At 44.9% G+C, this 16,920-nt stretch carries 23 protein-coding genes and 1 pseudogene; 4 read left to right on the top strand and 20 right to left on the bottom strand.

From position 1 onward, the window contains the following. Window positions 1–111 precede the first annotated feature (111 nt). Both EL268_RS14440 and EL268_RS14435 read left to right on the top strand, forming a co-directional pair. Complete coding sequence (locus EL268_RS14440) at window positions 112–1,143, top strand: YkvI family membrane protein (RefSeq protein ID WP_106655488.1); 1,032 nt, start codon at window positions 112–114, stop codon at window positions 1,141–1,143. Window positions 1,144–1,614: 471 nt separating this feature from the next. Beyond that, on the top strand, window positions 1,615–2,847 hold the full coding sequence (locus EL268_RS14435) for a hypothetical protein (protein WP_106655391.1): 1,233 nt from the start codon (window positions 1,615–1,617) through the stop codon (window positions 2,845–2,847). 125 nt (window positions 2,848–2,972) lie between these two features. Here EL268_RS14435 and EL268_RS14430 read toward each other — a convergent pair whose 3' ends face one another. The 7 genes from EL268_RS14430 to EL268_RS14405 form a co-directional block, all read right to left on the bottom strand. Further along, window positions 2,973–3,908, bottom strand: a complete 936-nt coding sequence (locus EL268_RS14430; RefSeq protein WP_106655392.1) for a DUF4261 domain-containing protein — start codon at window positions 3,906–3,908, stop codon at window positions 2,973–2,975. 45 nt (window positions 3,909–3,953) lie between these two features. Then, window positions 3,954–4,292, bottom strand: coding sequence for a hypothetical protein (locus EL268_RS33340; protein ID WP_232030449.1), 339 nt, complete (start codon window positions 4,290–4,292; stop codon window positions 3,954–3,956). Between the two features lie 16 nt (window positions 4,293–4,308). Then, complete coding sequence (locus tag EL268_RS33335) at window positions 4,309–4,593, bottom strand: hypothetical protein (RefSeq protein WP_232030447.1); 285 nt, start codon at window positions 4,591–4,593, stop codon at window positions 4,309–4,311. A gap of 77 nt (window positions 4,594–4,670) precedes the next feature. After that, window positions 4,671–5,072: a hypothetical protein gene (locus EL268_RS14420; RefSeq protein WP_106655393.1), complete on the bottom strand. Its 402-nt coding sequence runs from the start codon at window positions 5,070–5,072 to the stop codon at window positions 4,671–4,673. 34 nt (window positions 5,073–5,106) lie between these two features. Then, window positions 5,107–5,562: a DUF2628 domain-containing protein gene (locus EL268_RS14415; RefSeq protein WP_106655394.1), complete on the bottom strand. Its 456-nt coding sequence runs from the start codon at window positions 5,560–5,562 to the stop codon at window positions 5,107–5,109. A gap of 38 nt (window positions 5,563–5,600) precedes the next feature. After that, on the bottom strand, window positions 5,601–5,885 hold the full coding sequence (locus EL268_RS14410; RefSeq protein WP_106655395.1) for a hypothetical protein: 285 nt from the start codon (window positions 5,883–5,885) through the stop codon (window positions 5,601–5,603). A 218-nt stretch (window positions 5,886–6,103) separates the two neighbouring features. Further along, window positions 6,104–6,913 (bottom strand): nucleotidyltransferase, encoded by an 810-nt coding sequence (locus tag EL268_RS14405; RefSeq protein ID WP_106655396.1) that lies wholly within the window; start codon window positions 6,911–6,913, stop codon window positions 6,104–6,106. A 145-nt stretch (window positions 6,914–7,058) separates the two neighbouring features. Here EL268_RS14405 and EL268_RS14400 point away from each other — a divergent pair, with 145 nt between their 5' ends. Then, the gene (locus EL268_RS14400; protein ID WP_106655397.1) at window positions 7,059–7,817 is read left to right on the top strand and encodes an SDR family oxidoreductase; all 759 of its coding nucleotides are present in this window, start codon (window positions 7,059–7,061) and stop codon (window positions 7,815–7,817) included. 47 nt (window positions 7,818–7,864) lie between these two features. On the opposite strand, the gene EL268_RS14395 is transcribed toward EL268_RS14400, so the two are convergent. From EL268_RS14395 to EL268_RS14365, 7 genes are all read right to left on the bottom strand, one after another. Beyond that, entirely contained in the window at window positions 7,865–8,230 is a 366-nt protein-coding gene (locus tag EL268_RS14395; protein WP_106655398.1) for a MerR family transcriptional regulator, read from the bottom strand. Window positions 8,231–8,318: 88 nt separating this feature from the next. Further along, the gene (locus EL268_RS14390) at window positions 8,319–9,512 is read right to left on the bottom strand and encodes an MFS transporter (RefSeq protein ID WP_106655399.1); all 1,194 of its coding nucleotides are present in this window, start codon (window positions 9,510–9,512) and stop codon (window positions 8,319–8,321) included. Between the two features lie 104 nt (window positions 9,513–9,616). Then, on the bottom strand, window positions 9,617–10,033 hold the full coding sequence (locus EL268_RS14385) for a MerR family DNA-binding protein (protein ID WP_106655400.1): 417 nt from the start codon (window positions 10,031–10,033) through the stop codon (window positions 9,617–9,619). Window positions 10,034–10,175: 142 nt separating this feature from the next. Beyond that, the gene (locus EL268_RS14380) at window positions 10,176–10,961 is read right to left on the bottom strand and encodes a CsxC family protein (protein WP_106655401.1); all 786 of its coding nucleotides are present in this window, start codon (window positions 10,959–10,961) and stop codon (window positions 10,176–10,178) included. A gap of 98 nt (window positions 10,962–11,059) precedes the next feature. Then, a complete protein-coding gene (locus EL268_RS14375; RefSeq protein ID WP_106655402.1) occupies window positions 11,060–11,935 on the bottom strand; it encodes a hypothetical protein in 876 nt (291 codons plus the stop codon). A 138-nt stretch (window positions 11,936–12,073) separates the two neighbouring features. Continuing rightward, window positions 12,074–12,733 (bottom strand): helix-turn-helix transcriptional regulator, encoded by a 660-nt coding sequence (locus EL268_RS14370; protein ID WP_106655403.1) that lies wholly within the window; start codon window positions 12,731–12,733, stop codon window positions 12,074–12,076. A 13-nt stretch (window positions 12,734–12,746) separates the two neighbouring features. Further along, window positions 12,747–13,361: a superoxide dismutase gene (locus EL268_RS14365; RefSeq protein ID WP_106655404.1), complete on the bottom strand. Its 615-nt coding sequence runs from the start codon at window positions 13,359–13,361 to the stop codon at window positions 12,747–12,749. 224 nt (window positions 13,362–13,585) lie between these two features. Between EL268_RS14365 and EL268_RS14360 the strand changes: the two genes are divergently transcribed. Further along, on the top strand, window positions 13,586–14,308 hold the full coding sequence (locus EL268_RS14360) for an EAL domain-containing protein (RefSeq protein ID WP_106655405.1): 723 nt from the start codon (window positions 13,586–13,588) through the stop codon (window positions 14,306–14,308). Window positions 14,309–14,430: 122 nt separating this feature from the next. Here EL268_RS14360 and EL268_RS14355 read toward each other — a convergent pair whose 3' ends face one another. The 6 genes and pseudogenes from EL268_RS14355 to EL268_RS33700 form a co-directional block, all read right to left on the bottom strand. Then, window positions 14,431–14,619: an alpha/beta-type small acid-soluble spore protein gene (locus tag EL268_RS14355; RefSeq protein WP_007729278.1), complete on the bottom strand. Its 189-nt coding sequence runs from the start codon at window positions 14,617–14,619 to the stop codon at window positions 14,431–14,433. A gap of 238 nt (window positions 14,620–14,857) precedes the next feature. Next, window positions 14,858–15,133 (bottom strand): hypothetical protein, encoded by a 276-nt coding sequence (locus EL268_RS14345; RefSeq protein WP_106655406.1) that lies wholly within the window; start codon window positions 15,131–15,133, stop codon window positions 14,858–14,860. A 115-nt stretch (window positions 15,134–15,248) separates the two neighbouring features. Next, window positions 15,249–15,707, bottom strand: a complete 459-nt coding sequence (locus EL268_RS14340; RefSeq protein ID WP_106655407.1) for a GreA/GreB family elongation factor — start codon at window positions 15,705–15,707, stop codon at window positions 15,249–15,251. A 155-nt stretch (window positions 15,708–15,862) separates the two neighbouring features. Continuing rightward, complete coding sequence (locus EL268_RS33325) at window positions 15,863–16,432, bottom strand: EAL domain-containing protein (RefSeq protein WP_373863414.1); 570 nt, start codon at window positions 16,430–16,432, stop codon at window positions 15,863–15,865. A gap of 136 nt (window positions 16,433–16,568) precedes the next feature. Continuing rightward, window positions 16,569–16,721: pseudogene (locus EL268_RS33945) on the bottom strand (diguanylate cyclase domain-containing protein); the annotation flags it as partial. Further along, a complete protein-coding gene (locus EL268_RS33700; RefSeq protein ID WP_269149411.1) occupies window positions 16,708–16,860 on the bottom strand; it encodes a diguanylate cyclase domain-containing protein in 153 nt (50 codons plus the stop codon). The gene EL268_RS33700 and the pseudogene EL268_RS33945, both read right to left, overlap by 14 nt. Window positions 16,861–16,920: the final 60 nt, after the last annotated feature.

Raw genomic sequence — 16,920 nt, 5'->3', positions numbered from 1 at the left:
CGCTTTTTTCTTGATCTGGTTTGGAGATAGACAAGTTTTCTCATTCTGTTTTTTTCCGAGGTTCATACACTTGTACTAGCAGTTATTTGGATGGGAAAGGAAAAAACCAGTATGAAGTTGTGGGGAAAAAGTATCCAGGTTGCAGCAACGTACATTGGAACGGTCGTAGGTGCCGGGTTTGCGAGCGGTCAAGAAATTCTCGCGTTTTTCACCGCTTACGGTCATGCGGGAACGATCGGCATCCTGCTCGCCACATCTCTTTTTGTTTGGCTGGGCTACAAGATGATGCTAATCGCTCATCATTTGCGCACACCCTCCTATGAGTCCTTTAATCAGAAACTGTTTGGACCGATGATCGGTCGTACGATGAATATTTTGGTCTTTCTCACCCTTTTTGGCGTAACGACTGTCATGTTGGCAGGAGCGGGCTCGGTCTTGGAGGAGCAGTTTGACATTCCGTATTTGGTCGGGACCATAGCCACTGTTCTGTTCGCCCTGTTGATTCTGCGAAAAGGGTTGGAGCAACTACTCGTCGTGAATGCGATTGTCGTTCCGTCGATGTTATTGTTTGCATTGCTTATATTGCTGGATGGCACAGCCGAATCACCAATGCCCCTCTCAGCGCCATCCGATTACTCGTTTCTATGGAAAACGATCTTGTATGTGTCCTTTAATCTGGCCATGGCCCAATCCGTTCTCATCCCGATCGGCTATGCGATCCGCGACAAGGTTGTTTTGTTTCGGGCAGCCGTTATTGGCGGAGTCGTGCTTGGATTCATGCTCCTTGTCGTCCATACTGCCATGTTGGCCAACTGGGACGATGTCCGTCTCATGAATATCCCGATTCTTTTCGTAACAGACCAATGGAACGAGTGGCTCCAGCTGTTCTTTGTTTTCGTACTCTATTCCGAGATTTTTACCACACTGATTTCCAACGTGTTCGGCATTGGTCAGCAGCTGCGTGAATTATTGGACGTTCCGGAATCGAGGCTTTACCTGTATTTGTTCTCAACTTCTTTTGTATTGTGCCTAATTGGGTATAGTCAGTTGCTCATGTTTTTGTATCCGTTATTTGGGTATTTGGGGTTGTCTACCCTCTGTCGGATTTCGGTTCCAGGGACGATTCCTAAGCATAGATTTTAAAAACGGACGACCACTCTTCCCATCAAGATCAAGAACACATATTGTTCGTGTTTAGGAGAGATACTTACGATAACCAAAAGTATTACCCCCGAGAATCTTTTAACAAATGAGATGACGGCTCAATATTTACGAACGATTTTAAATTATATTTATATATAGTTCGGAATAAATCCTGACCACGTTTCTCAACAGTCTTTCACATATGAACCTATACGTAAAAGCCGACTCTCCATCGTGAAGCAGTCGGCTTTTTACTATAAATGATCAATTGTTCGCGACTCGCTTCTTTGATCATATCTCCAATCATTTCCACCCGCTAGCTTTCAATTTTGTTGATTTGTACCCGCCAGACATATTCGCACTCTCTTTTGGAACTCTTTCATTTATTTACAAACGAATGGTAACATTTGTCACGACTGAACCGTCATAGTTTAAGCCAACTCATCAACCTACTAGAAAGGAATTCCTATCATGAAATTTTCTACCCTGTTAAAAACCATGCTCGCTCTGTTCCTCACCTTCGTCTCTACCTCGCCAATCAAGGCTGAAGAGCAGCAAGACCCATTAAATCCACCGCAATTACCAGTGGTTTATCAAAACCTGCAAATCCCGTCTCATTTGACCGAGCCATTCTTTCTTTTCACGAAGCAACCACTTTACAAGCACGATTCACCTCCAAAGACTTACACCATGTCATTGGTTTCACCGTCTGGAAAAGTAATAAAAAGCAAGTACCTCGCTTATAAAAGTGAAGTGTACCCGCTCCGAAATGGGTACGGTTATTTTTATAATGGCAGCTTTTTCAAGCATACGGAATATTTGGTCTACGATAAGCATGGCAAAGTTTCACCGATGGGTACCTGTTGCGATGTTGGTTTCAACCAGATACATGGGGAATGGTTTACGGGCACGGACTACCCGGGAAACTTGCCGTATCTGTACAATGCCAAAACAGGGAAAATTACCAAGAAGTTTCCGGACGCGGATCATCCATTCTACGTAGCCGAACCGACTGCGAAATCGTTTGATCCGTACTACTTGCCCTATGGTGAAATGGTAAAAGACGCAAAAGGGGACGAATACTACAAGATGGGTATGAGAAATATTCATGGAAAAAAACTGAGCAAGCCATTTTTTGATGAATATTTCGGATATGGTGAAGGCTGGCATCGTGTGAAAATAAACGGCCAGACGCATTTTATCAGCAATGAAGGCAAAATTATGCTGAAGCCTTCCCGTAATTACAAAGTCGAATCGAATATGCACAGTGGAGCATTCATTGTCTCAGGCAAGCTGGGGAACGAAGAATTTTATGTGCTGATGAATAAAAAAGGGCTCATTGTTTCCAAAAAGTATGCGTTTATCCGCCCGACAGCTGATGGTCACTTTCTCGCTGTGACGAAAAACAACAAGCAATATACCTTTGCCAAAATAAACGCAGCAGATAAAGTCGTCTCACCTCAACAATATGTGCTAAATAAGCCGGAACAATTAAAAGAGCTCAAACAGACGGGGCAGTTGTTCCATACGGATACCCAGATCATAACGAACACAGCTAACAATAAAAGCTTCAACTTTCCGCATCAATTGTTGATCACCCCTACGAATGAAACAGTTGCCATCGAGTACACCATCTCAGGGACCAAGAAAATAGGCGTGTATACTCATGACGGTAAACTGATCTATGAGGAGATTATCAAATAAGCAGGTACAATGAGCCTGGCTTCTCTAAAAATTAACGAAAAAAGCACGACAATGCCCTGCAAATCAAGGGAAATGGTCGTGCTTTTTCTTATCAAGTTTCCTTGGTCTCCCAAGTGATCACGCAATTATTCCAATCCCGCAGGCTTTTCCCTTCCATCCAATGGATACCAGCGAAGCACATCACGCGGAGGGCTTGCCAACCCTTCCTCCAACAAGACACACTTCCAAATTTCATCACCCGGCCCATCGGTTGTATCGCCGTCATTGATAACAGGACCATTTTCATATACATAGTTCGATATATTACGCAGGAAACTCGCAACTTCATTCGGATCGTAGGCATCCCCATTAAATACCGCCTCATGATCGATCACATCCAACTGTTGCATGCCGACGGTATCCATCAAAAGCCATCCTTCTGGAAGATTGAATAACCGGACATTGGACCACAGCTCCAGCGGAAGAAGCTGTATTTGCTCATAGCGTTGATCGAGCTCTTGCATCAGCTCGGCAGACGCGAGGCACTCTCCATTTGGATTAAAAAAGCAAAGGGCTTCTGGCATTTTCAACAGCGATTCCGCAATAGCAGTGACTGTCTTCAACTCCGGGAGCGGCTCGTAGTCCTCAGGCAGTACAGGAGCCTGATCGTTCGACTCTCCCAACACGAAAGAAGAGCGAATACGGATAAACGCTTTGTGCTCGGATGAGACTTGCCGCCCTTCGGGAAATCCCCACGACTGCTGAGCTGCCCGCTCAAGGCTATTCGAGAACGTAAACGGTCCGAAAAAGCCCATCGACCAAGCGCCAAACAGCATCGTATCTTCTGCCGGATCTCCCATACTATCCGGCCAAGGCTTATCGACGACATCGACCTGAATATATCCGTTTACATCTGGACGGTACGGAATAAGCAAGCTAGGACCGCTGAACACCCATTGGTCGAACGTTTCCATGATGTTGGCAATTTCGAATTGATCCTTGAGCATGTCTGCTATTTTATGAATCGGAACCGCCTCTGACAGCAGGACGGCAACTCCTTGAGAATACATACCTTTTGGCATATCGTCATCTTCTTTCCATTCTATTTTTATGAGGCATGGTGTGCTTTACGTAACTGTAAATCTGATCCCTTGAAGCTCCTTCATCGCCATTTCCAGATCAACTTCCGGATTCAGCTCCATCATCATTTCTTTGGTGATGGAAGTATTTGAATACGTGAAACCAACTAGATCGAGCGGGACTTTCACCTCGTAGTAGGCTTCTGCCCATTCTACATAGTCTTCTGGACTGTCATATATCATCCCAAGCAAAAAATCTGATCCGTCATCCAAGCCTTGCGGATTATGTACGTCTCCTGTTTTCCACACGCGATCAGTAGATTCTCGCCATAAGCAAAACGTAACGTCCTCCTTGGTAACCGCTTCGTCATCGAGTCGATGAAGCAAAGCAGGAGGGACTTGCTCATAGATGCCAGGCCAAACTTCGTATTCTCCTCTGGCGGGGACTCATTTCCGATTCATGATCGAACCCTTTTACAATGACGCCCTCAGGGGTGAACAGGATGAAAAGATCGTCGCCAGCGCCATTGCTAACGCTCGCGAAGGTTGTGTTTTCATCCCATTGTGGATCAAACTGATATCTGCGCAGCCATTCCTCTTGACACAATACGATATCCAGTGCGCTTAGGATAAGCAGGCGCTGTTTTAATGCTTCGGGCTCTAAGAAAGGCTTAGGCCAAATGCTCATGTTAGATTCTCCTTCAAGTTTCTAGCTACTATAAATAATTCGTCCAAATACTCGTATTTGTCTATGGGACGCCTTTTCTAATCCCAATGCAAGAAACACTCCACGGACAGCTTTTCCGTGCCGCACTCGGGACAAGCTAACGCAAGACCGTGATCAAGCTCCTCATCGACAGGCATAGAAGGCATTTTCTCTGAACATCGTGGACAATCATAGCTGTTCTTATATGTATCGGTATCCGACTCCATATGCAAATAGGTGGCATTCAGCAGGTAATTGCATTTCTCGCAAATATACAGACCTTGAAAGCAGCTATGTCTCGTGCTATTGTCCTGCATAAAATCACGGATGCGCTCCTTGCCAGCTTCATCCTCGAACCATTCCCATATTTCCGGCAATCGAATATATCTGAATCCAACGCCAACATATATTTTTTGGTTATAGGAACAATGATGACAAAGCAGCTTATAAGCTTCTCCCATACTATTTCCCTCCTCTATTGAGGAAACTTTTTCACTATGTCAAGAATCGATCCAGCAGACTAAAACAAAAATTTACCAGCACCACCACAATAACAGCCCGGACACTAGTCCCACCCAGCTTCTTTATCTCATCTAGATCAAGCGTTGTATGTTTACTGTGAGCTTTTTTAATTGTTTGCACTGCCGAAACATAGTACAAAAAATTGGCTGTTAATGCGAAAAGTACTCGTTGAGTAATTGCGAAGACAATGTATATTTCATAAAAAGTAGCATCATCAAGTCCAACTAAACCCAATAGTAAACCTACACATAGATTCACAGAATAAATAATGATTGCAAGCAGATACATCTTCCGGAAGGCAAACCATGCTTCTCCAAAAAATGCAGCTCCCCAATTCCATGAGAACCCTTTTGTACGCCACACATCCAGATAGTACTTATGGTGGTGGACATACGCAGATAAATAATTTAGCGTTAGTTGAGTGTCCAAGTATTCCCCTCCAATTCTAATCGTGCTTTTCTAACGGATTATTGTAATCTGCCAATCCACATATCGATCTGTTCATCCCCGAAAATGATTGTTTGGACTCCATACCGTGGCTTATTTACCCAAAATTCTCCAATCTCCATCACGATATCGATTGCCATCTCATCTGTTTTTGTAAATAAATCGTCTTCATCTGATCTCCATCTTGACCAAAACAGCCAACACCACTTTGCGACTTCTTCATGGGAGAGTGTTCTCGCTCTCGATCGTTCAAGTAGTTGACAAAGACTCTCTTTGCTATGAGGATATTGCCCCAGATTGATCATGTAATACAGTCACTTCCATTCATGTTGGATTCAACCCCAAAGCTTCAATGCCCTTGAATTATACCAAAAATAACCAACCCATTCGACACCAAACCCGATCTTGACAAAAAGACACTAGTAGAACGACTCTAGTGTCTTTTGAATCCAATATGTTGCCGTATAAACCTAGCTTTTACATACGCGGGCCAAATTTCACTTTCTTCCTCGACCATCCTCTGTTATTCGATTTGATTCAAATAATCGCGAAGCTTACCGATCATTCTCTCATCCACATCAAAATCATAGTGAGGCTCCAATTGCTTCCTCAATTTGTCCGCCAGCATCAGCGCATGCGTATAGGCTTGTTCCAATTCCTCTTTCCGCAATCTTGCTGTGATCAATGTGTAATCCTCGTATGCTTCAGGACTCAAGTCTCTCTCCAAATTCTTCGTGCTGTTTAGCCACCGCTCTACATTCTGCTCATTGATTCTAAGGAGCTGCAACATATACTTTTGCACATAGGTTAACACCTCTAAAGATCGTGCGAGTTCTCCTCTTCTCATCACGTTTATTCCCAACAACCAAGCGTTAACAAAGTTATGGAAAGCAAAGGAAACATTTTCATCAGTCAATCTCTCTGGACCTTTGCCCCCTAAATCATCCAGATATTCTCTCAGCATCCCTGTGTTGTCGTAAATAAACATGGAGTTTGTATCAGGGAAAACTCCCGTCGGCTTGAAGCTTTTTATGATTTCGATTTTTGAGGCAGGCAAGAAATGAAACTCACCTCGGATCAAATTAGAAAAAATCACGACTTCCGTTCCATATTCATTGAAAAACATCAAATCGTAAGGAGCAATATTGGCGACCCAATGTTTGGATTGAAATGTCTCAAAAGAAGGATCGTCTATAAAAATATAAAACTCAACATCCGAGTATTGATCCCCCTCGCCCTTTGTAAAGGAGCCATACATCATGCATGATGTAACTTGCTCATCTTGCTCACAAGCTTCTTGAACGGCTTCGATAATCTGCTTCTGTTTTAGCATTTCACACACTCCTTTCAAAAATTTTACAACAGATTTTTCTTTCGGTATACCGTCTACCTAATCCATAAGCCCTTGACTTTCACATTAGCGTGAACGTTTAGACTACATTCTGAAAGATTACTCATTCACTCAAGGAGGAACAGAAATGAACATCTATACAGGGAAAAAAGCTGTCGTAACTGGAGGTACACATGGTATGGGTTTGACTGTGGCAAAAGCATTGCTGGCAGGTGGCGCTGAGGTAATCGTTTCTGGCCGCAATCCGAAAAATGCGGAAGAAGCCAAACGTGAGCTGGGCGAACGGGCACAGGTTGTAGTGTCTGATGTTTCAAGCATGAAGGATGTGCAAGCATTCGGAGACTATGTTGAAAAGCATTTCGGCAAGATCGATTTTCTCCATGTGAATGCAGGCACTTCCATTCTGGAACCGTTTTTGGAAGTCACTGAAGAGACCTATGATCGGATTTTTCAAGTGAATACCAAAGGGGCATTTTTCACCGTCCAGCGCTTGGCGACACTTATTCATGAAGGAGGCTCGATCGTATTTACATCTTCCGTAGCAGATGAAGGCGGCTACCCCGGCATGAGCGTATACAGTGCATCCAAAGCGGCATTGCGTTCCTTGGCCTCCGGGTTTGCAGTGGAGTTGCTAGACAAGGGGATTCGCGTCAATGTCGTGAGTCCCGGTTTCATTGATACGCCTTCCATGGGAGTTGCCGGTTTCACGGATGCAGAACGTGCTACTTTCCAGGAGCTTGGCGACAAGGTTACACCAATGAAACGTCATGGTTCATCAGATGAAGTGGCCAAAGCTGTGCTATTCCTCGCCTTTGACGCTACCTTTACGACTGGTGCGAGGCTAACTGTGGATGGTGGTCTCGGGCAAAACTTAAGTTCATTGTAATAAGACAGCCCCGAAGCATCTGATCGCTTCGGGGCTGTGACTATGAACTAGCTCGTAACTTTTTTACCACGTGTAACGGATATTTGCCTCTCCAGCGTTTTCTTCCACTCTTGGAGTGCCTCAATCTGTTCATTCACTCTGCTGAGCTTTTGTTCGTAAATCGCAAGCATTTCCTCGCAATATTCGTAATCGTCGGGAGATGCAACTTCCCCTCTGAACAACGTTCTGATTTCATCCGCTGTTAACCCCAGCTTTAAGTACAGTTGAATCATCTTGACGCGCTTGACTGCCGATTCATTGAAATGGCGGTAATCATTTTCGAGTCTTTCTGCCTGTAGCAAGCCCTTTTCTTCATAATGGCGGATCGACCGGGTACTGACATTGGTTAATTGTGATAATTCACTTATTTTCACGCGGCAAAGGACCTCCTCACAACAATTGGCTACCTTAATTATATGCGAGTCGAGACGAGGAATGAAAGATGCCGCGTATCAGGATGATTCATAGATGTCGCTGTGTCGTAAATCCTTTCTCCTTATTGGAAAAGAGCAATGTCATTCCCATCAATATGACAAGCACGCCTACTACTGCAAAAGGGAGATGCTTTTCCAATTGGTAAAGACTTGTGCTGAGAATGGGCGCGATCACAGCAGAAATACCTTGGACGGATGCGACAAGCCCCGCTACGCCTCCCTGTTGCTCGCGACCAACTGCTAAGGAAGAGCCAGCCATAAATCCCGGCATCATGAACCCGGTTCCAATACCGAACAAGAAAAAAGCTACGTAATATACGATCAAGTTCATGAAAAAAAGAAAGAGAGCCAAGCTGATGATGACAAGCAACGAACCAATTAGAATAAGTGGTTTTGGCTGCCATTTCGGATTTCTCATTTGGAGTCCTTGCGTAACGATCATCGCTACTCCGGTAATCATGAGGCCAACTGAAATCATGCGAGCGGTTTCCTTCGTCGTCAAAGACAACTGGTCCTGAAAATAAAACCCACCCACGACCTGCAAGGTAACGATACTGACCATTGTCGCCAATCCAGCAAACAAATAAAGCGTTAGGCCTTTTTGAAAAGGATTCACCTTGGGTAGTTTTTCTTGAATAACTGGTTTGTGAGCAGGAATCAAGAAACTGACGACAAGCAAAGCGACAATCGGTAACAGGGCGCCAATGTATAACGGCCAGATGAGACCGATAAGCGCAAAGGCTCCAGCAATCGCCGGGCCAAGAACAAGCCCCATCCCATTGGCGGCGCCGATTAACGCCATACCTGCTGCTCTGCCTTTTTCATCCGTGACGTCCGCCATGTACGCCTGCGCCGCCGAAGGAACGGCCGGAATAAACATCCCGATTAATCCACGAGCCATAATCAGCAAAAGAACCAGTAATCCACCTCCTATGAGCTGCGACAAACCCGCATACATCGTTGCCGTGAACAGGACATAACTCACGAACATTCCGATAAAGCCAATGACAATGACTGCTTTCCTTCCCCTTCGATCGCTTAACCGTCCCCAAACGGGCGCCATCACAGCCATTGCAATGGAGCCGAGTGAAATAATGATGCCAGAATGGATTTCATTGAGTCCCAATTCACGAATGAGCGGGGGCATCACAGGAGCAATAATCATCAAGCCTACCATCGCGACAAACACACTTAAAAAGATACTGAACCGTATTCGAAACATTGTACATCTTCTCCTTCCAGACGTTCGCATTAGAGAAATCGTAAAAGAAATGCATAACGGCTGCTACCTCTGAGCGGAGAGTTTATGCCCCGAAACGGATTATTCTACTTCTCTCCTTTTGAACATTTTTGCATGATCGGGCATTGCTCCTTTGAGCGGGACCACATCGATGGCGCACGATCCGTGACTTCTTCAAGTAATGCTTTGAAATGCTCAAGCTGGCTTATTTTTTTGTTGATTTCTTCTATTTTGGCAAGGGCCAGCTGGTGCATTTCCTGAGTGGGAAGCTCTTCGTCTTTTTTGTACAGAATCAAAAGGTTTTTGATCTCTTCTAAGGTAAAGCCAATTTCCTGAGCACGTTTAATAAATCGGATGTCGGCAACGGTTTGCAGTGGAAACATGCGGTAGCCGGATTCATTCCGAGGGGCTGTGGCAATGAGTCCCCTTTTTTCGTAGTATCTGACTGTTTCAATATGCACGTTGGCTTCACTCGCCACTTGGCTTCTGGTCAATCTATCCATTTTTTCCTCCTCAATCGGTATGAGAAAGGCTGTAGTTAGGTACAGAGTCAATCAGCAAAAATGAGACTTCCAGTCAGCATGTAATAACGCCCCAGGAAGTCTCATCTGCACTTCTACTATGTTTCTTTTTTCTACAGCTTTACTACCATTTTTTCTTAGGTGGACATATCGGTTTGCAAGGCGGCGGAAATGTCGGTTTTGGTGGTGGTGTCGGTGCTGGTGTTGTTGGAATAGGAACTTGCTGATCCTGCAAAACCTTCAGGCCAAGACGCAGAACGATTTTTTCACGAACGGTCGAGAATGTCTTGGTTGTGTCTTTGCACCGCTTATTTTCCAAACCGATGTCTAATTCGGTGAATTCCGTGAATAGCAGCTCACAATACGGTCTTTCGTTGTAAAATTTTCGGTTGCCAAACAAACCTACGTTAATCTTTGCCCCATGACCCGATTTATTCAGATATTCTCCGTGTGACTCGAAATCTGGTGCCAGCTGCAAAGTCGGTCCTGTAGCCGGAAAGGTCAGATCCGTACAGAAATCGAATGGGATCAGCGCCGTTGTATGTCGTACATCACCGCATACAGCACTTCCCGTTACTTGATCGACTGTGGTGTACTCGATATTTTTGCGAATAAAACCACTGACGAACAACTTTGCAGATAACGGGTTGAATGTGGGAACCAGCTCACATTGCTCCAAAATGACACTCTTTAATACTCGAATGATCTCAAGTGCAGGCCTTTCCAAATGGACATTAGCCTCCACACAGACGACAACAGCCGTTTCTGCCAACGTTACAGGTACTTTAATTGTTTTAGGAAAAGCGGTTTCGGTTGAAGCCATTCCGAACACACGGGCGTTTTCCACCGTGCAGCTATTTTGCGTAACTTGAGTTTGGCCACATTTACAGCCATCGCCATGTATACCCATTTTTACTCTCTCCTTTATCAACGACCTACTCTCCTTATATTATATGGACTAGATTCAATATGGATTTGGCTGATGCCAAGCGTTATCTGCCCTTTTTTCTAGAAAAGACTGTTTACCTTTTTCGTTATGTATGGTGGCGGAACGGGAACCAGCTGCTTCCGATACCACCATACACGACCGCTAATGGTTGCCAAGCCGCTGAACTCCTTCCATTCTGATTGAGAATCCGTGAGCGGATCTGCCATCACTGTGATTTGCCATTCTCCCGTCTCTACCCATCTATTCGTCGGACAAGCTGGTGCTGTGAGGAGAATTGCACTTGTTCCTACATTTGCTTTCGGTAAGGATGGTCGTAATACTGTGGAGGTAAATGGAATGCGAATCGTTTCGTGCTCTAATTTTTGCGAATGGACAGTGATCCCCAAACCCTTGATTTCCAACTCACCAGACAGCCAGATAAGCTTTTTGCTATCATCGTGCCGAACGTGCTGGACATCAATCTTGCTTTGGCATTCCACTTCCTTCCAATTTAGCTTCCAGGGTATACGTAAGGAATGGACCCACTCTACGTCCCAAATTTCTTCCAAAAAAGCCACCTGCATGAACGATTGACCGGTGCGTTCCACGTAGACTACTTTTGCTTGAATCAGTTCATGCTGAGCACTGTTATTTTCTTGCGGAAGATCCTTGGCATCTATGGGGGTGGGACTGGAATGAGGAGAGACGTGTTCGGTAGCTGCCTGGTTGGCAGGAGGCCGCGTGGCATGATTTCGTCGTTTGCCCTTCTGTTTCTTAGAACGATACAATTTCTGCTTATCTATGGCACCTTCCTGAGGCAACATCTGTTCCTTCGTTTCGACATAGAGGAGCGGGAGTGATGCTCTCGACTTTTTCAAGGAGCCTCGATGATTAAGAATGGGCCTTCTATTCTTAGGATTTTTCTTGTCGTTCGGCATGTCCTCGCTCCTTTCCATCAAAATACTCCTCCCTTTATCCATACGTGATCGCCCGTCTGATTGTATAGACGCCTGCCCTTTCGGTAAACAATTCGTCTTCCCATCCACTTGCTTACAACAACAAGACATCCGCCTTTATAACGGATGTCTTGTTCACTACGATTCTTCATTGCTGCGCTTTTCTTTAATCAGGTAACGGCATTTCACTTGTCCTTCCGTCATACACGCAGTACGCTCTACATGCGCATCTACTAGCGACTCAAACAAGGAGAGCTCGCATTGACATGCGTGGCGATAGCGAATGGCTACTTGTAGGAGAGGACAATTTGCTTCTTCAAGCGCATACAAACCATCCCTGATTTTTTCCAAGTGAGGCATGTATCCTTCTTCATTTTGTATGCTCGCCAACGTTTTCACTCGCTGGTCAAAACCTTGTCCTCTCATTACCTCCCGATAGTTTTGTAACGACCGTGCCATTCTCTTCTCAAATAATTGATCGACGAAGGCTTCCCCATACAAATCCTGAATGCCCGCCACCATCTCCGTAGCCAAATCGCTGTAGTGACGCGGAAATAATTGCTCAGCAGTATTCGTCAGATAATACACATAGGTTGGTCTGCCTGTTCGCTGGCGGACGATTCGCGACTCGATATACCGTTCTCTATGCAAAACATCTAAATGCTTACGCACCGCGACTTTGGTTATGCCAAGATGCTTTGACAGTTCCTGGGCATTGATCGAACGGCGCTTCTTAAGCAACACCAAAATTTCTCGACGCTTCTCCTGTTCTTGAAAATAGACCGCGTGTCTGTTCATTGATGGACCTGCCTTAGCGGATTGCTTCGTTATACAAACGATTGACTTCCTCCCAGTTGACCACATTCCACCAGGACGAGACAAAATCAGGGCGCTTGTTTTGGTACTGCAAGTAATAAGCATGCTCCCACACATCTACGACCAATATGGGCGTTTTCTTCTCCATAAAAGGAGTATCCTGATTGGGCGTGCTCGTCACTTCCAACTTGTCTCCGTTGACTACAAGCCAGCCCCATCCTGATCCGAAGCGACTGACAGCTGCTTTTGTCAATTCATCCTTCATTTCCTCAAAACTTCCGAAATACTTGTCGATTCCTTTCGCAATATCCCCTGTCGGTTTCCCGCCGCCAGCCGGACTCATGATCGACCAATACAAGCTGTGTCCATAATGACCGCCTCCATGATTGCGAACTGCCATGCGAATGTCTTCCGGGATATCCTCCAAGTTACTGATTAGTTCTTCGACCGAAGCATTCCTGAACTGCGAGTAGTTTTCTAGGGCCTTGTTTAAGTTGGCCACATACGTTGCATGATGCTTCCCGTGATGAATTTCCATCGTTCTCGCATCCAGGTAAGGTTCCAGCTCATCATAGCGATATGGCAGTTCCGGTAACGTAAAGGCTTCCATTTCCTATCTCCTCCAATCTTGATTGTCAGTTACAAGCCTAGTTTACAAGATGAAAAATATTTTGTACATATACAAATTTGTTTCCTTAATGCAAAATGTAATTATGTAGGAAACATGCATTGCAAACCCTACCGCTCTGTTGTAAAATATCGACAACTTATCTTTCCTAAAGGAAACAATTTTTCTTTAAGTCAAATCTTTGGTGCAGGAAGGAATATGATTCCATGAACGTCGTATTGCAAAAGGAACCTCCATATCCTGTTTTTCAGCCCCTGGTGCATTTGACGACAGGACAATTTTTCGGGTATGAAGCACTTCTTCGCTCAGCTGCACACTACTCGCCAGAATCCCTTTTTCGAAAGGCTCGTTCAGAAGGACACTTGTATGAGTTGGATACGCTGTCGATAAAAAAAGCAATTCAATCGTACTTTACGAATGTGACTTTCAACGATCATGTTCCGCTCTTGTTCATCAACGTGTTTCCTTCTACGTTGTTGAACCCTGCTTTCCTATCGTTTATTACCGAGGGCTTGTTTAGATCGTGGAACAGTCGAATTGTCTTGGAAATTAACGAGGCCAATGAAGAAGACAAGATGTGGGAAATCAGATTGTTGGGGCAAAAAATACATGAGCTGCGACAGCATGGATTCTTGATCGCATTAGATGATGTCGGCTCGGGTGCCGCGTCATTAAAAAAGATCGTGGAGTATGAACCGGATATCGTTAAGCTCGACAGGTACTTCGGCAAGCAATTGTCCTCCGAACCGAATAAGCAAAAGCTCGTCTCGCTTTTCGTCCAATACTGTCAAGATCAAACGCAGCTTGTACTGGAAGGAATCGAGGAGCCGGAAGATTTATCTGCCGCTTTGGCATTAGGGGTACCTGTTGGTCAAGGTTTTTTGCTGGGGCACCCAGAACCACTTCAAGCAACACAAAAAAGACGATGAAAACTTCTCATCGTCCCCCCTTTTGCTGTTCTTCGTTCCTTGCGATTGTCTCGTCGGTCTCCTAACGATACGCGATATTTCGATCAAATGTGAGCGAAAGAAAAATCCCTCACAAGGAGGGATTACAAACGAAACATTTGCTGTTCCGCATATTGTACCAAACGCTTCGTCATCTCTCCGCCGACAGAGCCATTTTGGCGTGCCGACGTATCTGCTCCCAACTCGACTCCAAATTCAGCAGCGATCTCGTACTTTAATTGATCAAGTGCTGCGCGAGCTTGTCCATACACCAAGGAATTCGAACGTGCCATTGCTGTTCACCTCTGGTTGTGATTGTTTTAGTGAATGGTAGTATATGCAGATTATGGGAGCATATTCAAACATGCTCCGACCGAAGTATGAATATGAACAATGAAAAGAGGGCGGGACGGTCAGAATGGAACTGTAAGAGACGTTTTGAAGCAAATGCTTTGGAAGTGTCGTTGATCAATTTGGTATCGAGTGGCAGTTTCATTACGAGGAATAGCAATCGGATGAAAAGCCTACAATTCAGTCCTCTGAGTTGCTGTTTTTGATTTCTCCGAACCCAACCCTGGAAGGGAGATTCTTTACATCCTCACTGTGATAAGCATTGATGATATCCGGTACATACTCTTCCGTCAATCGCATGCCCGCAAGAATCATTTCCTTTTCTTCCTCTGACACGCTGAAAAACTGGCCACCGCATTTTTCGCAAGCCATCACCCACCGCTCCTCCAGCTTCTGCAGGCGATTCATATCCCATTGCACATCTTGTTCACATGTTGGGCACGCAATTGTTTTCATCGTCTTTCCTCCTGTACGCACGGCTTACTTTTCTTGCATTTTACTCGAATGGACAAAAAAAGACACTAACATCGTGTTAGTGTCTTCTCATATGATCGATGCGATGGGGAGATTCCTAAGGTGACGAGAATCCCCCCATATATGTAAAGCTTATCTCCCGAACCTGCACCTGTTGCCTGCCAACCGGACTTTCCAGCACAACAGAATCGTGTGGAGCCGCTAGCAGCAATTGCCTGCCTATGGGCGATAAGAATGAAATTCTGTTGTTATCCGGGTCAATGTCTGTGGGATACACCACAGTAAATGACTCCTCAAATTGATCTTCTTCAAATAGCACTTTTACGCTGCTGCCTAATAACGTAACTGCTTTAAGCGATTGAAAGAGTGCACTGTCTTCTTTTGACAAAAGGCTTTCAAGTGTTTGCTTGTAACGCTCGACAATCTCATCGATGGCTTGCTTTTCTTTTCCATAATTGCGTACATATTGATCGTAAAAGAGCGAATACTGCTCGTCAAAAAAGACAAGCTGGTTGATCAGATGATTTCTGGTGCCATTCAATATACTAGGGTTCATAGTAGATTTCACCCCCCAGTTGTTTTTCATAAACGTGTTTGATGAACGTAATGTTCTTCATCGGAAAAACCCTCCTTAAAAAAATAGCCCCCGAAGGGACTCTCACTATTGTATCAATAATTTCAAAATGATTCCATCTGCTGTTTAGAAATGCTTTACAGAGGATGATCAAAACGCTTGCGGACCGGCGTGAAGAATGCTTTCTCTACTTCCGTTGCGGGTAATGGGTGGCTAAAGTAATACCCTTGGATTTCCTTGCAGGCATTCTCCGTGAGAAAGTCTAACTGTCCCTGCGTCTCGATCCCTTCCACAATGACATTCATGTTAAAATGCTTCGCCATGGAAATGATCGTTGCGACGATCGCCTGATCACTCGGATTCATTGTAATATCCGTAATGAACGAACGATCAATTTTCAGCTTGTGAATGGGCAGCAGCTTGAGGTAGCTGAGCGAGCTGTAACCCGTTCCGAAATCGTCCAGACTAATTTTGACGCCATAATCATTCAATTCCTTTAAAATTTCTGTGGAAAGTTCTGCGTCCATCATCATGCTTTCCGTTATTTCTAATTCCAAGTACTGCGGTTCGAGTCCGCTCTCTACCAGAATTTGTCGAATATAACCTACGAGATTGGGTTGGTGGAACTGACGAGAGGACAGATTGACTGAGTTGATTGATCCCCGTCTGAATCTGTGGCTGCTGGTAGTACAAAACCAGCTCGTCATTCTTTACCGCTTTTCTCAAATCCCTCTCCAGTTCGATACGCATCAACACTTGGTCATCGAGCTCATTGGTAAAAAACTGAAATCCGTTTTTCCCGTTTTTCTTCACTTCGTACATGGCAGCATCTGCATTTTTGAGCAATTGCTCCTCACTGCATCCGTGATCGGGATACACCGCAACACCAATACTCGCCGAGACGTAATAATCTTTTCCTTGCAAGACATAGGGGATCTTGATTCCCTTGACCACCCGATCAGCCAACGTCGAAAACTCGTGATCACGTTTCAACATTTTGGCAGATCCGTGTGAACTCATCACCCCCCATACGGGCAATTGTCACATCGAATCCTTCCGCGCTTTTTTTGATACGCTCGCTCACTTCTTGCAAAAAACGATCCCCGTACGTATGGCCCAACGAGTCATTGATCATTTTAAAACGATCTATGTCCAGTACCAATTGCTGTTCAAAGCTGAGCAGCTTCGTAATGGC

Origin of the sequence: Brevibacillus brevis (assembly GCF_900637055.1) — a bacterium.
Taxonomy (GTDB): Bacteria; Bacillota; Bacilli; order Brevibacillales; family Brevibacillaceae; genus Brevibacillus; species Brevibacillus brevis.
The sequence above is the reverse complement of the archived record's forward strand: the minus strand, read 5'-3'. Positions and strand labels throughout refer to the sequence as shown.

Coding starts and splice junctions, on each gene's coding strand:
- EL268_RS14440 (WP_106655488.1), top strand. CDS start 112: ATGAAGTTGTGGGGAAAAAGTATCCAGGTTGCAGCAACGTACATTGGA.
- EL268_RS14365 (WP_106655404.1), bottom strand. CDS start 13,361: ATGGAAGCCTTTACGTTACCGGAACTGCCATATCGCTATGATGAGCTG.
- EL268_RS33325 (WP_373863414.1), bottom strand. CDS start 16,432: ATGACGAGCTGGTTTTGTACTACCAGCAGCCACAGATTCAGACGGGGA.
- EL268_RS33335 (WP_232030447.1), bottom strand. CDS start 4,593: ATGAGCATTTGGCCTAAGCCTTTCTTAGAGCCCGAAGCATTAAAACAG.
- EL268_RS14435 (WP_106655391.1), top strand. CDS start 1,615: ATGAAATTTTCTACCCTGTTAAAAACCATGCTCGCTCTGTTCCTCACC.
- EL268_RS14360 (WP_106655405.1), top strand. CDS start 13,586: ATGAACGTCGTATTGCAAAAGGAACCTCCATATCCTGTTTTTCAGCCC.
- EL268_RS14340 (WP_106655407.1), bottom strand. CDS start 15,707: ATGAACCCTAGTATATTGAATGGCACCAGAAATCATCTGATCAACCAG.
- EL268_RS14385 (WP_106655400.1), bottom strand. CDS start 10,033: ATGGATAGATTGACCAGAAGCCAAGTGGCGAGTGAAGCCAACGTGCAT.
- EL268_RS14355 (WP_007729278.1), bottom strand. CDS start 14,619: ATGGCACGTTCGAATTCCTTGGTGTATGGACAAGCTCGCGCAGCACTT.
- EL268_RS14400 (WP_106655397.1), top strand. CDS start 7,059: ATGAACATCTATACAGGGAAAAAAGCTGTCGTAACTGGAGGTACACAT.
- EL268_RS14390 (WP_106655399.1), bottom strand. CDS start 9,512: ATGTTTCGAATACGGTTCAGTATCTTTTTAAGTGTGTTTGTCGCGATG.
- EL268_RS14430 (WP_106655392.1), bottom strand. CDS start 3,908: ATGCCAAAAGGTATGTATTCTCAAGGAGTTGCCGTCCTGCTGTCAGAG.
- EL268_RS14420 (WP_106655393.1), bottom strand. CDS start 5,072: ATGGGAGAAGCTTATAAGCTGCTTTGTCATCATTGTTCCTATAACCAA.
- EL268_RS14380 (WP_106655401.1), bottom strand. CDS start 10,961: ATGGGTATACATGGCGATGGCTGTAAATGTGGCCAAACTCAAGTTACG.
- EL268_RS33700 (WP_269149411.1), bottom strand. CDS start 16,860: ATGATCAATGACTCGTTGGGCCATACGTACGGGGATCGTTTTTTGCAA.
- EL268_RS14410 (WP_106655395.1), bottom strand. CDS start 5,885: ATGATCAATCTGGGGCAATATCCTCATAGCAAAGAGAGTCTTTGTCAA.
- EL268_RS14370 (WP_106655403.1), bottom strand. CDS start 12,733: ATGAACAGACACGCGGTCTATTTTCAAGAACAGGAGAAGCGTCGAGAA.
- EL268_RS14405 (WP_106655396.1), bottom strand. CDS start 6,913: ATGCTAAAACAGAAGCAGATTATCGAAGCCGTTCAAGAAGCTTGTGAG.
- EL268_RS14375 (WP_106655402.1), bottom strand. CDS start 11,935: ATGGAAAGGAGCGAGGACATGCCGAACGACAAGAAAAATCCTAAGAAT.
- EL268_RS14345 (WP_106655406.1), bottom strand. CDS start 15,133: ATGAAAACAATTGCGTGCCCAACATGTGAACAAGATGTGCAATGGGAT.